The organism is Pandoraea sp. NPDC087047, from assembly GCF_044745225.1.
Classification (GTDB): Bacteria; Pseudomonadota; Gammaproteobacteria; order Burkholderiales; family Burkholderiaceae; genus Pandoraea.
Window position 1 is genome coordinate 306,342 of sequence record NZ_JBIUZU010000001.1, and the last position, 14,234, is coordinate 320,575.

The 14,234-nt window shown below is 61.4% G+C and carries 13 protein-coding genes and 1 pseudogene; 5 read left to right on the forward strand and 9 right to left on the reverse strand.

All coding sequences use genetic code 11. The features are described 5' to 3' along the window. Positions 1-114 precede the first annotated feature (114 nt). Both mqo and ACIPHM_RS01255 read right to left on the reverse strand, forming a co-directional pair. Complete coding sequence (gene mqo, locus ACIPHM_RS01250; RefSeq protein ID WP_400323606.1) at positions 115-1,827, reverse strand: malate dehydrogenase (quinone); 1,713 nt, start codon at positions 1,825-1,827, stop codon at positions 115-117. Positions 1,828-2,473: 646 nt separating this feature from the next. Beyond that, positions 2,474-3,667 (reverse strand): zinc-binding dehydrogenase, encoded by a 1,194-nt coding sequence (locus ACIPHM_RS01255; protein ID WP_400323609.1) that lies wholly within the window; start codon positions 3,665-3,667, stop codon positions 2,474-2,476. A gap of 269 nt (positions 3,668-3,936) precedes the next feature. Between ACIPHM_RS01255 and ACIPHM_RS01260 the strand changes: the two genes are divergently transcribed. After that, a complete protein-coding gene (locus tag ACIPHM_RS01260; RefSeq protein WP_400323612.1) occupies positions 3,937-4,710 on the forward strand; it encodes an IclR family transcriptional regulator in 774 nt (257 codons plus the stop codon). Here the strand turns inward: ACIPHM_RS01260 and ACIPHM_RS01265 are convergent. The 5 genes from ACIPHM_RS01265 to ACIPHM_RS01285 form a co-directional block, all read right to left on the reverse strand. Then, positions 4,630-5,385, reverse strand: coding sequence for a glycosyltransferase (locus ACIPHM_RS01265; RefSeq protein ID WP_400323614.1), 756 nt, complete (start codon positions 5,383-5,385; stop codon positions 4,630-4,632). The genes ACIPHM_RS01260 and ACIPHM_RS01265 overlap by 81 nt on opposite strands. After that, the gene (locus tag ACIPHM_RS01270) at positions 5,382-5,966 is read right to left on the reverse strand and encodes a class I SAM-dependent methyltransferase (protein WP_400323617.1); all 585 of its coding nucleotides are present in this window, start codon (positions 5,964-5,966) and stop codon (positions 5,382-5,384) included. The genes ACIPHM_RS01265 and ACIPHM_RS01270 overlap by 4 nt, the downstream gene beginning before the upstream one ends. After that, positions 5,963-6,721, reverse strand: a complete 759-nt coding sequence (locus tag ACIPHM_RS01275) for a PIG-L deacetylase family protein (protein ID WP_400323620.1) — start codon at positions 6,719-6,721, stop codon at positions 5,963-5,965. The genes ACIPHM_RS01270 and ACIPHM_RS01275 overlap by 4 nt, the downstream gene beginning before the upstream one ends. Beyond that, positions 6,709-7,800, reverse strand: coding sequence for an acyl-CoA dehydrogenase (locus ACIPHM_RS01280; protein ID WP_400323623.1), 1,092 nt, complete (start codon positions 7,798-7,800; stop codon positions 6,709-6,711). Before ACIPHM_RS01280 ends, ACIPHM_RS01275 begins: the two co-directional genes overlap by 13 nt. A gap of 165 nt (positions 7,801-7,965) precedes the next feature. Beyond that, on the reverse strand, positions 7,966-8,892 hold the full coding sequence (locus ACIPHM_RS01285; protein WP_400323626.1) for a hypothetical protein: 927 nt from the start codon (positions 8,890-8,892) through the stop codon (positions 7,966-7,968). Between the two features lie 371 nt (positions 8,893-9,263). Here ACIPHM_RS01285 and ACIPHM_RS01290 point away from each other — a divergent pair, with 371 nt between their 5' ends. Next, positions 9,264-10,547 (forward strand): NRAMP family divalent metal transporter, encoded by a 1,284-nt coding sequence (locus ACIPHM_RS01290; protein ID WP_400324294.1) that lies wholly within the window; start codon positions 9,264-9,266, stop codon positions 10,545-10,547. Between the two features lie 43 nt (positions 10,548-10,590). After that, a pseudogene (locus tag ACIPHM_RS01295) lies at positions 10,591-10,668 on the forward strand (Crp/Fnr family transcriptional regulator); the annotation flags it as partial. A 158-nt stretch (positions 10,669-10,826) separates the two neighbouring features. Here ACIPHM_RS01295 and ACIPHM_RS01300 read toward each other — a convergent pair. Then, complete coding sequence (locus ACIPHM_RS01300; RefSeq protein WP_400323629.1) at positions 10,827-10,976, reverse strand: hypothetical protein; 150 nt, start codon at positions 10,974-10,976, stop codon at positions 10,827-10,829. Between the two features lie 652 nt (positions 10,977-11,628). On the opposite strand from ACIPHM_RS01300, the gene tal reads away from it, so the two are divergent. Next, on the forward strand, positions 11,629-12,708 hold the full coding sequence (gene tal / locus ACIPHM_RS01305; protein ID WP_400323632.1) for a transaldolase: 1,080 nt from the start codon (positions 11,629-11,631) through the stop codon (positions 12,706-12,708). A 41-nt stretch (positions 12,709-12,749) separates the two neighbouring features. On the opposite strand, the gene ACIPHM_RS01310 is transcribed toward tal, so the two are convergent. Beyond that, positions 12,750-12,908 carry a DUF3309 family protein gene (locus ACIPHM_RS01310; RefSeq protein ID WP_400323635.1) on the reverse strand — a complete coding sequence of 53 codons (159 nt, stop codon included), beginning with the start codon at positions 12,906-12,908 and terminating at the stop codon, positions 12,750-12,752. Between the two features lie 271 nt (positions 12,909-13,179). On the opposite strand from ACIPHM_RS01310, the gene gnd reads away from it, so the two are divergent. Further along, complete coding sequence (gnd, locus tag ACIPHM_RS01315; protein ID WP_400323638.1) at positions 13,180-14,232, forward strand: phosphogluconate dehydrogenase (NAD(+)-dependent, decarboxylating); 1,053 nt, start codon at positions 13,180-13,182, stop codon at positions 14,230-14,232. The last annotated feature ends 2 nt before the right edge of the window (positions 14,233-14,234 follow it).

The window sequence follows — 14,234 nt, forward strand, 5'->3', positions numbered from 1 at the left end:
GCATGCGACAAAGGGTTACGAGCAAACGCGTAACCCTTTGTTTTTTGATGCCGGCTGATGCGGCCCGGCCCGCTATGCGCGTGCTACAGGCCGTCCAGGCGAACCCCGCTGAACTTACAGCGCGATATCCGACACCTTCTTCACCACACCGGACTCCACAGGCGCGGCGCCCGGCACGACCCCATCCAGGCTCGGCGGTGCGATGGCCAGTTGCAGCGTTTGCGCCGTGGTCGCCCATTCCGTCGCCAGAAGCTGAGGATTCTCGTTGAGCTTCTTGCCGTAGCTGGGCACGATCTCGCGGATTTTTTGCTGCCAGGCGGGCGTTTTCATCTGATCGGGGAAAACGCGCTCCAGCAACGACAGCATGATCGCCGGCGAGGTCGAGCCCCCCGGCGAGGCACCCAGCAGCGCGGAAACCGAGCGATCCTGAGACACCACGACTTCCGTGCCGAGCTTCAGGATGCCGCCCTTCTCGGGATCGTTCTTGATGATCTGCACGCGCTGTCCGGCTTCCCACAGACGCCAATCTTCGTCTTTTGCGTCAGGCATGTAGTGACGCAACGCATCCATCTTTTCCGAGCGGGACAGCGTTAATTGCTGCGCCAGATATTTCACGAGCGCGAATTCATGAGCGCCGACCTGCAACTGCGGAATGACGTTGGAGGGCGTCGTCGCCTTGGCCAGATCGAAGTAGGAGCCGTTCTTGAGGAACTTGCTCGACCAGGTGGCAAACGGTCCGAAAAGGATCACTTTCTTCCCATCCAGCACGCGGGTGTCCAGATGGGGAACCGACATCGGAGGCGAGCCGGTATCCGCAAGGCCGTAGACCTTCGCCAAATGGCGCGAGGCAATCTCGGGCTTGTCCGTGACCAGGAACTCGCCGCCGACGGGGAAACCGCCGTATTGCTTCGCTTCAGGAATGCCCGACAACTGCAGCAGCGGCAATGCAGCGCCGCCCGCACCGATGAAGACGGAGCGTGCATCCACCGTCTGAATTTTGGTGCTGTCACTCGTGTCGAAAGCCGACACGCGCCAGGTGCCATCTTCGTTTCGCGTGATCGAACGGACTTCGTACCCGGTCGTAACCTTAACGCCCGCATTACCGCTGAGATGCTTGTAGAACTGGCGGGTAATTTCGCCCAGATTCACGTCGGTGCCGAGCGGCGAGCGCGTGGCGGTGACGACTTCCTCGGGTTTGCGGCCTTCCATCATGATCGGCACCCACTCGGCGATCTTTGCCGGGTCGGTCGTCATTTCCATGCCGGCGAAGAGCGGCGAGGTCTTCAACGCCTCGACACGCTTGCGGATGAATTCGCGATTCTCCTGTCCGAAGACAAGATTCATGTGCGGCGTGGAGTTGATGAATTCGCGCGGATTGCCCAGAACGCCCTTTCGCACCTGGTGCGACCAGAATTGGCGGGAGATCTGGAAATTCTCGTTGATACCGATGGCCTGGGTGATATGGACATTGCCCTTATCGTCCATCGGCGTGTAATTCAATTCGCAAAGCGCCGAATGCCCGGTGCCTGCGTTATTCCAGCCGTTCGAGCTTTCTTCCGCGACTTTGTCCAGTCGCTCGAAAACCTCGAATGTCCAATTCGGTTCCAACTCGGACAGATAGACGCCCAGCGTTGCGCTCATGATGCCGCCACCGATGAGCAGCACATCAACCTTGCGATCCGCCTTGGCGGCGCGATACTGGCTACCGAACAGGTACGAGTATCCGCCCCATACGGCTGCGGCCCCAACGGCGGCTGCAATGAACTTGCGTCGAGTGAATGGCTTGCCGGCGCCATCAGGTGCCGTCTTTTTGTCCGTTTGAGTCATGGGGGGTCAATAACTTAAAAATACCGTGCGGCGTCGCCAGACCGAACAAGCCGGAGACGAGCGTTTTATCAACATGCTCGCCCGCCTTTTTCAGACCGGCGGGACACCATAGGATCGGCGGATCAGAAGCGATGCTAAATGCCGGGCGACGCGGAGGCCGGATTGTAGCGCACACCGAATAAGGACCGCTCGGTAACTGCGGCCCGAAAATGGGCGCAAAGATACATTTATTGCGTCACCAACAGTTTATGCTGCAAATGTTGCAGAAACTTGTCGATTGATAGCGAACTGACTGGCGTGACCGGGTTATACCAATTCAGGGAACGCGTAAAACGCGGCCTGATCGACGTATCGCCCGACAGGGTGTCAGTTGGGGGCGTGTTCGTCATCGCATTCCTGAGTAGATGAGGGGGCTCGTCAGGTCGGATATGACCGATAATCCTGGTTTCTCGCGACCGCGCGCCACGCAACCAAGGGTTAATACCTACACGGGTCATTAAAAATTAATCAATGAACGCTGACGTGTCTGACACCCCCGGCGCGGGTTTCGCAGTGGGCTGATCGTAGCGAGCAGGCCCTCGCCGGTTTTGTGCGGCCGGGATCGACGGCACCTAGGTCGAGGGCCGACGACCCCTGTATCGCCCGCTTACGCCTTCCCCAATCGCTTTGCCGGATTGATCAGATACTTCTCTCCGGTACTCCGCTTGGCGTATTGACTGGCCACGCTCGGCGTCAATGCGTCCGCCAAGGAGATCTCCGCCACGTACTGACTTGCAAACGTCGTGCGCAGCCCCCGATTGACTCGCTCGCGCAGTTTCTGCGCTGCCAGTGGCCCGATTTTCGCTAGAAAATCAAACACGAGCCACCCACCCACGCCCCACGCCATCCCCACACGCGGCAGCTCGATGGGTCTGGGGTCCAGCACGCCGTAGATGTAAATCTGCTTGTGCACCGATGAGCCGTAGCGTTTGTATTCTTTGGCCGTGCGACCGAGCGCCTTTTCCATGGACGACAGAATCGTCCCCGTAACAGGGCCTCCACCCAGTGCATCGAAACACAACGTCGCGCCGGTCGCTGCAAGCGCATCGATGAGATCGGCCTCGAAGGTCGGCGAGGTGCTGTTGAGTACATACTTTGCCCCGAGGTTCTGGAGCACCTGCACCTGTGCTTCGCTCCGCACGACATTCACCAGCGCTACGCCCTCCTCCTGACACAGCTTGACGAGCATCTGCCCGACACTCGACGCCGCCGCCGTATGCACGATCGCATGGTGTCCTTCGCGCCGCATGGTCTCGACCATACCCAGCACGGTCAGCGGATTGACGAACGCCGCAGCCCCCTGAGCCGGGGTAATGCCCTCGTCGAGCACGAAACAGGCGTCCCGGTGGATTCGGCGATATTGCGTGTACATCGCACCGCCCACCATTGACACGGTCTTGCCCAGAAGATCCGACGCACGAGCCCCCGCCCGGATCACGACACCAGCACCTTCGTTACCGACAGGCATCGATTGATCGACGCGCGACGCCAGTGCCCCCAATGTCGCCTCGGGAACCGGTGCACGCAGCGTTGGGCGATTGGACGTTCCGCCGCCCGTCGCTTTGCCAATATCCGCAGGCCCGATCAGCAGGCCGATGTCCGACGGATTGAGCGGTGTCGCCTCCACGCGAACGATCACCTCGTCGTCGGTGGGGTCCCCGGGGTCTACTTCCACCAAGGACAACTCTAGCTCGCCCTGACGCGTGATAAGCGAGCGCAATTCAAGGCCGGTAAGCCGCTCAGACGACGTGAGCGCCTCGTCGGGCACGTGAGTCGGGGCGTTCGATTGATGTTCTTTCATATGACAGTTCCATCGATTTCAATGACAAACACGGCCGAAAGTCTCCAACCGTGCGATGCACCAGGGGATGGACATGCCAGCACCATCACCCAATTTCAGTATTTGAATTGTATTTCAGATGTAGAATTCTCGCTGTGAGCGCCATCATCGCGGATGGCGCACGCATAGGCGTAGGCGAAAGCATGGCGGCATGGCGAGGCGGGAGCGGATCGAATCCATGCATAATGCGGCGTTCAGGCTTCTGCCAAATCTTTTCTAGAGCCCTTGGAATGTCGAATTCGCCCACCCTCCAGACCGTTGAGCGCGCACTTAGCTTTTTGGAATACGTCGCTTCCGCGCAGAGCGCACCGACCGTTCAACAGGTGGCGCTTGAGCTTGATCTGAACATCACCACCTGCTATCACCTGATGCGTACGCTGCTGGCTCGGGACTATCTTGAGCGACGCGAAGACGCCACCCTCGTGCTTGGCAGTCGTGTGGGCGTGCTGTTTGGCGCTTATCAACAGAAATTCAACGTGGACCAAGGTTTGGCCACGCTTGTGGGTAATCTCGCCGAACAAACGCAGGAAACAGCATTCCTCTCCGTCCTGGAAGACAGCAAGGTCATCCTGAAAGTGCTGGCCGAGGGATCGGCCCCGCGGTTGCGAGTGACCGGTTTGTATGTCGGCCACTCCGGCAACGAGCATCGTCGTGCATCGGGGCGCGCCATCCTGGCGTACGTCAGCGCGCAAGAAAAGGATGCCATCCTTTCCAGAAGCCTCGCCGATGTGTCGGGCCGCGAGCGCAGTGCGATCCTTAAGCGGCTGAAAGCGGAACTGGAGGTCACGCGCAAGCGTGGTTGGTCGATGGACGGCGAAGCGTCCGTGGATGGAATCTCCAGTATCGGGGCACCGGTGTTCGACGCTGCTGGAGAGGTTTATGGTGCCGTGGGCATTGTCACGCCTACCTGCCGTATGGATCGGTCAAAGGATATCTACGTCGATTCCGTCAAGTCCATTGCCCGCGACGCCACCGGGCTCCTCAAGCAGGCCAGGCTCGGCTGAGCCGATACTCCTCACCGTCTTCCCGCCCTGCCGCAGGGCGGTGGCGAATCCGCCTTCGACACGGGAGTACGGTCTGGCGCTGGTGACGACCCGAGGTAACGCCGTCCATGCGATAGGAACGCCCGCGCGTTCGAGCTTGTCCACCAGCGCCTGATCTTCACTGCACGACAACGCTTCGAAGCCGCCGAGGCGCCGGTAGACCTGCGCGTCCATGCCAAGGTTGGCGCCGTGCACGTGCCGATGGCCGTCTCGATCCCGGTAACCAGACAGAAAGTTCGCTCGTGCGCGTTCGGCATGCGCTCCATGAGACGCCCAGTTGGCAACGCCCACCGTGCCGCAGACCACCAGCGAGCGCAACGAGAGTTGATGCACCAGCCAAGCCTCAGACACCACCGTGTCGGCATCGGTAAAGGCAAGCCAGCGAGCACCTGCGGCAACCAGATGCCGAGCGCCCGATGCACGGGCGAGGCCGACATTGCAGCAGTTTTCACGCAACAACGTGACAGGCCACGCGCCAGCGATCTCGGCCGTCCGGTCGGTGCAGGCGTCCAGTACGACAACGATTTTCACTCGCTCGCCCTGCAAATCCGGATGCAGGGCCGCGCGCCTCACGGACCCCAGACAGCGATTGATGTCGTCTTGCTCGTTGTGTGCAGGGATGCAGACGCCGATCATCCGTGAATCCCTTCGTACTTACGCCACACGTCCAGCCGAAAGCAGGCTTCGTCGTGCGTCACGATTCGTTCGATCCCGGCAAGGTTTTCCATCGCGTGGTGTATCTGTTCGGTCGTCTGTTGCGTGTCGTGAAACTCGGTCTTGCAGTGACACATGACCCAGTCGCCGCCAATGGCGAGCGATTGCAGGCAGTTGGACAGAAAGATCTGAAGGTTCTTGTTGGAAAAGTAGTACGCAAGTTCGGAGACCACGACGAGATTGGCGGATTCGTTCGCGATGCGTGGCCACGAATGGGGGAGATTCAGTTGCGCCAAGTGAACGTTCGCGGCACCGTCCCCGGCCAGGAGACGCTCGCATTCGGCGATTGCCGTTAAGGAGACGTCTACGGCGCAGACGGTTTCGCAACGCCACGCCAGCAATCGCGTGGCATGCCCCGTGCCGCACCCGAGTTCCAGCGCGAGCCCGTACCCCTCGTGTGGCAGCGATGCCATCAGCACACCTCTTTTGCGGCGCTCATACCACGCCGTGCCAACGGACCATGGATCGGGATCTGACCGGTAAAGCGATTCGAAATCGGTCATTGAAGAACGACCTCGAAAGCGCGTTGCATTCTGGCCAGTACGGACGCCGTAAGAATGGGCGGCGCACCGGTGTCGGGATCAGGCACCAACTGACTGTGAAATGCCTGTATCGCGCGGGCCTTGGCTTGCCGGTCGTGATCGTCGAGCGGAATGGCGAGCGCCCGGTATCCGGGGAAGTCGCCGCTCCTCGGATCGGCCCAATGCCAGCCCCAAATCGGCACCTCGACACATCGGCATCGAACAGCCGCCGCCGCGCGCAGACTCGCTCGCGCGGCCGCTTCATGATCGGGATGACCGTCCAGGCGCCATGGTGCAATAACGGTGTCTTCTGTCTCGAGCGCCGCGATCAGTGCCGCCTCGAGCTCTGGCTCATACCGGGCCACGCTGCCGTCAGGAATCGCCAGTCGATCTCGCCGGGCGGATACCGACAGCAGCCGCAGCGCCTGCTCGCTTTCCCATGTGCGCATGCGGGCCAGGGTGTCGGGCAACCATCGCCGTGAGCCAGGGTGACTGGCTTCTCCATCCGTGACGGCCCACACACGAATCGTTACGCCTCGCCGCGAGAGCTGCTGCATGATGCCGCCGCAGCCCAGTATCTCGTCATCCGGATGCGGCGCGACGACGTGAACGGTACGACTGCCTCGCATCAGTTCCGCCACGTCACCCTCGGGCAACGGATGGTGCTGAATCCAGTCCCGCCAGACAGATTCGCGCGTACCTTCACCGGTGATGTACCGCCTCGTCAGAGCGTCCATGGCCCCTCCTCTGCCCGCTGCACCACGGCGAGACCGTGGGCGGCCAGATCCCGCTCGGCATGGCTTTGGCGGATGAACACCGGCAGATCCGCCATCATGCGGGCAAAACGGGCGTCTTTGCACATCGGTGCCGCGCCCAAGGCACGCGACGCATGCAGCAGAACGGTTTCGGCAGCGGTCTCGACGGCCAGGCGTGCGCGACGTACGGCATGGGCACACCCGTCTGTCGAAAAGGCGTCGATCTCCGCCGCAGCCGCGAGCAGCACGCCCCTCGCCTGCGTCAGCGCGATGTCGATCGCTCCCAGATGTGCGAAGGCGTGCGGGTCTTCAGGCTGCCGCCGCAATGTCTGGCGGACGTGCCCGGCAATAGCGCTCGCCGCGCCGTACCAACACGCTGCGATGCCTGCGGCGCCATGCTGAAATCCGGGTCGCTCGACATAGGCGCCGGGGCTGCCGATCATCGACCCGACAGCGTCCTCGAACACAACGTCCACACTGGCCGTCCTCGCCATGCCTACGGCGTGCCAGCCGTCGCGCGTGATGTTGACCGCGGGCTGATTCATCTCCACTTGCACGAGACAGGAGCGATTGGCCTCGTCCCGGACGCTCACGAGCGCGTGGCGCACATGTGCCGCTCCCGAGCACCAGGCTTTGACGCCCGAGATCTGCACGTCGCGCTCACTGTCGGGAAGATGCGACATATAGACGCGTTTGTCGGGGAGCTCAGCGGACCAGACCGCCAGCAGTCCGTCAGGGATCGCGTGTGCGTCGTGCTTCAGTTCGTTCAGGATGGCCAACGCATCGGTATGGCTCTCGAACAGCTTGGCGAGCGTCAGATCGTGGCGCGCCACGGTCGCCAGCATCTGCCACCGTTTGAGGGTATTGCCCGCACCGGGGAGCGGAATGCCGTCATATCCCGCGTCAATCAGTGAACGCAACGACGCGTAGGGTTCGCTCGGAAAATCCGGTTCATTCAAGTGCTCGCTCAGACTCGTCACGGTGAACGTCGGCAGGTTGAATCTGAATCGGGCAATGCCGTCGCTCTCTCGCTTCGCCGCCCTTCTTGTTGCGGCACTCATGATGGCTTCCTTTCCGGACGGTGCAGGCTGCTCAAACGGTTATGATACAGATCCCTCAATGCATAAATAGCGCAATGAGGATGATGATGGGAATCGGCACTCCGAGAAAAAACAGAAGAAGTGAGCGCATGGCTGCCTCCGAAAGTGAGATATCGGGCTTACGGCTCAACGATCGCGCTGTCTGCCGCCCAACGTGGCTGCCAGACTCGCGAAAAATGCGCCGATGAGCAGCGAGATGAAGAGCCACAGGGCAGCGTAGGCAGATGCCTTACGTGCCTTGTCCGCGGTGTCTCTCGCGGCCGCTTCCGTCGAGGTCAGCTTTGCCTGCACACTCGCATACGTATCGCTGACGCGCTTTTCGGCGTCCTGTTGCGTCAGGCCGGTGTACTGCGCAATCCGCTGGGCGACATACTGCATATCGGCGCTCGGCAGCGGTCCCGTGCGCAGACTGTTCAGGAAGATGCGGGCGACTTCCGCTTGTATCGAGGCGAGCGTAGGGGCCGCAGTCTGATCCGTCGGCGCGTTGCTACCGGGAGTTGTCCGAAATATCGAATCCATGGCGTAACCCATCGACCCGCCGTCTCTGTTGGAGGTCGCGGCTGCGGATGCTGCCTGCGCAGCACCGCCCATCACTGGCGCTGTCACGGATGCCCCGGTGTTGACGATCGAGCCGATCACCGAGGTCAGCAATGCGGCAGTCGCCAATGACGCGATCGCCCAGGTGAGCAAACCGTGTGCGGTGTCGCGGAAATAGCTTTCGTCCCGGTGAACGTCGGGCCAGGGCGTTCTCAATCGTCCCGCCAGATAACCGCCCATGCCGGATGCGACGAGTTGGGTCAGCGTAATCCAGAGAATCGTCGAGACGCCGAGCACTTCGGCGCTGACGCCCCGGTTCACCCAGGGCGAGACCGACGACAGCCCCAGTCCCGTGCCCAGCATCAACAGAATCAACGACAGCGCCGCGGCGCAGACGCCTCCCGCAAGGATGGCGCTCCATGACACGGCACTAATGGCGAATCGGGGACCGACATTCATCTCACCTGCCATCGTGGGGGGCGAGTTCAGTGCGTTACTTTCACTAAGCTGATTCATGACGACCTCTGGCGGTTTTGTGCATGTAGCGGCGTCGTGAGACGTCGGACCTTGCACGGGTTGACCATCGACTTCAGTGATTCAGTGAGTTGGCGCCTTATTCCTCATGCCTCCCAATCATCCTCGACGACGAATTCCGGCGAAGACAGGCGGCATCGGAGCCAAGGGAAAACAATACGCGTTATGCGCTGTTGAAGTCAGTTCGCTGGCGTACCAAACGCGAGTCAGTTCACTCACTTTGCGTGACCACCATTCACGCTCCGATGCTCGGACACACGCCATCTGCGCGCTTTGTCGGGTAACGTACCGACGTCATCGCCAAACCCCCATAACGTGACACGGATAACCGATCAGCCTCTCTCACGGTGGATATCGTGCCCCTCGAGCGCATTGCACTCCATAAGAATCAATCACTCTGGGAGAAGCTGGGCCCCGGTCTGATTACCGGCGCAGCGGACGACGATCCGAGTGGCATCGCCACCTATTCGCAGGTGGGCGCCGCATTCGGGTATGGCTTGTTATGGACGGCCTTGATCACGTATCCGCTCATGATCGGAATTCAGATCGTGAGCGCCCAAATCGGACGCGTCACCGGCGACGGCATCGCCGCGAACCTTCGCAAGCACTACCCCGCGTGGATTCTGTATGTCCTCGTCGGGCTCCTGCTTGTGGCCAATACGATCAATATCGCCGCGGATGTCGGCGCAATGGGCGCGGCCCTGAAGCTGCTGATCGGCGGCTCGGCGGTCTGGTATGCCGTCGCTTTCGGCGTCGTATCGCTGTTCTTGCAGGCGTTCATACCGTTTCCACGATATGCCCCGATTCTCAAGGTGCTCACGCTCGCCCTGCTCGCCTATGTGGCTACGGTCTTCAGCGTCAAGATTTCGTGGGGATCCGTGCTGTACCGGACGGTGGTGCCCGAGGTGTCTTTCAACGTCGGCTACATCGTGGCGGTCGTCGCGGTGTTCGGCACGACCATCAGCCCCTATATGTTCTTCTGGCAGGCGTCTCAGGAGGTGGAAGTCCAGCGCGCGACAGTGGGCCAGGAGCCGCTGACCAAGGCCCCGTGGCAGGCCTGGCGCAATTTGCGGCGCATCAGACTCGATACGTACATCGGCATGGCGTTTTCCAACGTGATCGCCTTCTTCATCATTCTGACGGCCGCGGTCACGCTCTACCAACACGGCGTAAGGGACATTCAGACGTCGGCGCAGGCGGCCGCAGCGCTCCGGCCGCTGGCCGGAGAATTTGCGTTCCTGATCTTCTCCGCCGGCATTATCGGATGCGGGTTGCTGGCCGTGCCCGTGCTGGCGGGCTCCTCTGCCTACGCGGTCGCCGAGGCTTTCCAGTGGCGTATCGGCCTCGGGCGAGAAGTCATGCAGGCTCGCGGCTTCTACACCATACTGACGCTCGCCACCCTGCTTGGCGTGGCGCTGAACTTCACCGCCATCGACCCCATCAAGGCGCTCTTCTGGAGCGCCGTGATCAACGGTGTGATTGCCGTCCCGATCATGGCAATGCTGATGCTGATTGCGGCGAGGCGCGACATCATGGGGAAGTTTTCGATCAGCCTGCGCCTGAAGGCGCTGGGGTGGCTCGCCACCGGCACGATGGCATGCGCCGTCGTTATCATGTTCGCTACGTGGGGACGGTGACCCCTGTCACGCAAGCCAGCGAATAATCGCACCGCACCTGGATGATCGTCTGAACCACGTGTATTTCCCGACCACCGCCATCGTCTCGCTGCTCTATGTGATGGAAGATGGCGCGTCTGCGAGTGCTATGGGGTGGTCAAGCGGGAGTTCGATCGCTTGCTTCCCGACATTCAGGCCATTTGACGTTCTCGTCACGGCGGGCGGGAACGTCAACGCGGGCCTCGTCGCCTGTTGTCTCCTGGCTCACGATCGCACGCACGAATGGCATCTGTCATTCACTTATCTATCGTGCCACGGGCCGCCATCGTGGTCGTGATCGTACTCGCCGTGGCCATATCCGCCGTGGTCGTAGCCGGGGCCAGGCCCCCACCAGCAGCCGCCCAGCGATGCGACGACAAGCATCAACAGCAAACTTCGAACAACCTTCATGACTCTCCCCCTCGGGAATCGACGTTTGCGCCGGGCTTGCCGCCGCAAACGCCTTCCTCATCACTCAGCATGAATCGCCGCTTACCCGATTCCTAACGATCCCTGGTGAGATCCTCCCTGACTTCGCCTGCTTGACCCATTCCGCCTGCGTCACCGGAAGTCGCTGCCTCCCCCTTTTCCCGGGAGACGCCGTCTGGTCCATGCGCGACTTGGAAAAACGCCTCCTTGATCCGTAAGAATTTCTGTTCCAGCTCTCTGATTCGGTCTTTGACCTGACTTGGTGTCATAACCCTCTCCGTACGATCAAGTGCCCGCTCATTCATGACAGGCGTCCGGCCCCATTCCATCAACACTTTGCTCGTCGGTGCGATGAGGCGTCCGTCCGGTATCGCACACGGCGATAAAGAAATTGCGCGCCGAATAGTGCACACGATGTGGGCGGTGCAGCCGGATTGGTACGCTGACGTACCGCGCCGACGCCGGTACGCCGTGTAAGGTCGGAAGGGTCGGAAGGGTCGCCATGAGGCGCCGCAGATCACCAACAGCCGTCGAGTCGACAGGCATGGGCGACCCGGTGACGGCAGTCGCCTGAGTTGCGGTTGGAAAAGCGGCAGCCCGAGACCATCCTCTGAAACGCATTCGGCGAGGTTTCATGAAAGCCACTCTGAAATTGCAGGCGCTAGGGCAGAGTCTCTGGCTAGACAACATCACGCGAGGCATGCTTGGCGACGGAACACTCGCCCGTTATCGTGACGAATACGACGTCACGGGCCTGACGTCGAATCCCAGCATCTTCCTCAAGGCGATCCGCGACACGGCGGCATACGACATCGATATCGCGAAGCCTGCCGACCCGCATCTCACCGATGAAGCGCTGTTCTTCTCGCTGGCCATCAAGGATCTGACGCAGGCGGCCGAGCTGTTCCTGCCGGTGCACCAGAAAACCGGGGGTATCGACGGATGGGTCTCGCTTGAAGTGTCGTCGTGGCTCGCCGAGGATGCGGTGGGGACCGTGGCGGCGGCCAAAAGCCTCCATGCAAGCGCGCGATGCCCCAATCTGTTCATCAAGATTCCCGGTACGCCGATCGGCGTGATCGCCATCGAAGAAGCGATCTTCGCGGGCGTGCCGGTCAACGTCACGCTCCTCTTCTCCCGCGAGCAATACGTAGAGGCGGCGAACGCCTACTGGCGCGGTCTGGCACGTCGACGTGACGCAGGACTCGATCTGCACGTGGCTTCCGTGGCGTCGCTCTTCGTCAGTCGCTGGGATGCCGCCATTGCCGGCGAGGTGCCGTTCGGTTTGCGCAATCGTCTCGGTGTCGCCATCGCCAAACAAACCTATGGCGCCTATCGCGAGCGCATGTCGCATCCAATGTGGCGGGAATTGGCCGAAGCCGGCGCGAGCCCCCAACGCCTGTTGTGGGCCAGTACCGGCGTCAAGAGCCGGGAACTGTCGCCGGGCTATTACATAGAAGCCCTCGCCGCGCCGGACACCGTCAACACAGTGCCGGAGGCAACGCTATTGGCGTTCGCGACGGGAGGTCAGTTGATCAGCGTCATGCGCGAGGACGGCGGCAACGCCGACCCGGTACTCGCCGACTTTGCTCACGCAGGCATCGATGTCGTGGCGCTCGCCGCACGCCTTCAACGCGAAGGCGTAGAAGCGTTTCGTCAGGCCTGGGCCGAGCTCATGCAGGTTATTGCGGGCAAACGTCTGCCGAAGGGCTCCTGAGCCCTGCCGCATTGGGAAGCGCCGTGCTTGGGTCGCGCGCTTCATAGCCGACCCAACAAGAGCAGAATTAGCACGATGGCGAGCACCAGCCCAACCGCACCGCTAGGCGCATATCCCCAACCCGAGTTGTACGACCAGGCCGGGAATGCGCCTACCAAAAGAAGTGCCAGGACAATCAGCACTACGATTCCTAAAGACATGATTGACTCCCCGCGTTGGTGAGAGGGAGACTTCTCCTCCCTCAGAGAGAAGTTAGCTGCGCGGCGGCAACGTGTCGGTTCGGTGGCGTACGCGCAGCGTAAATGCGAGTCGTTCATTCTCGGAAGCCCCTGCCATGCCGTGACCGGTGGTCGCGGCAGCCCATTTATGTTCGGTAGTGGACAGAACTGCCGGGCAAACGCTTCTACTGTCGAGTGAACAGCATCGTGCGTTTCGCATCATCACTGCCTCACTGACCCTACGGAGCAAGCCATGCAACTCGGCATGATTGGATTAGGTCGTATGGGAGCCGATTTGACGCGTCGTCTGATGCGCCACGGTCACCAGTGCGTGGTCCACGACGTGTTGCCGTCGGCGATCGACGCGCTGCACCACGAGGGCGCGGTGGGCGCCACCTCGTTCGACGAGATGATGTCCCTCCTGAAGCCTCCCAGAATCCTCTGGCTGATGGTGCCCGCCGCCGCAGTCGAAGCGGCGATTACGGACCTCGGCCCTCGGCTGTCGCCCGGCGATATCGTGATCGATGGCGGCAATTCCTACTATCGGGACGATATTCGGCGCAGTGTCGAACTGGGCGCGAGAGGGATTCATTTCCTTGACGTTGGCACCAGCGGCGGGATTGCCGGTCTCGCGCGGGGCTATTGTCTGATGATCGGCGGTGAAGAGGAGGTCGCGGAGTACCTTTCACCGCTCTTCAGAGCGCTCGCCTCCGGGGCCGACAGCACGCCGGCGCCCGAGGCCGCCGACATCGACCCTGCGAGGGGTGGCAACGCGTCTACCGCGGCGTCCGGGTATCTGTATTGCGGACTTCATGGGGCGGGGCATTTCGTGAAGATGATCCACAACGGCATCGAGTACGGAATGATGGCCGCCTACGCAGAAGGCCTGAACATTCTCAAATGCGCCAATATCGGCACACAGAAGCATGAAGACAACGCTGAAGTGACCCCGTTGCGGCATCCCGAGTATTACCAGTACACGTTCAATCTGGCCGATATCGCCGAAGTCTGGCGGCACGGCAGCGTGATCGATTCGTGGCTCCTCGACAAGTTGGCCGGGGTATTACGCACCGACCCGACGCTGGCGCAGTTCGCCGGTCACGTCTCTGACTCGGGAGAGGGCCGATGGTCGGTCGCCGCGGCCATTGACGAAGCCGTCCCCGTGCCAGTGCTGAGCGCCGCGCTCTATGCACGTTTCAGCTCGCGAGGACAATCGGCTTTCGCGGATCAACTCCTGTCGGCCATGCGCTATGCGTTTGGGGGGCATCTGGACGTCGCAGCGCCCGCGAAACCTCGCGACGCGTGAGC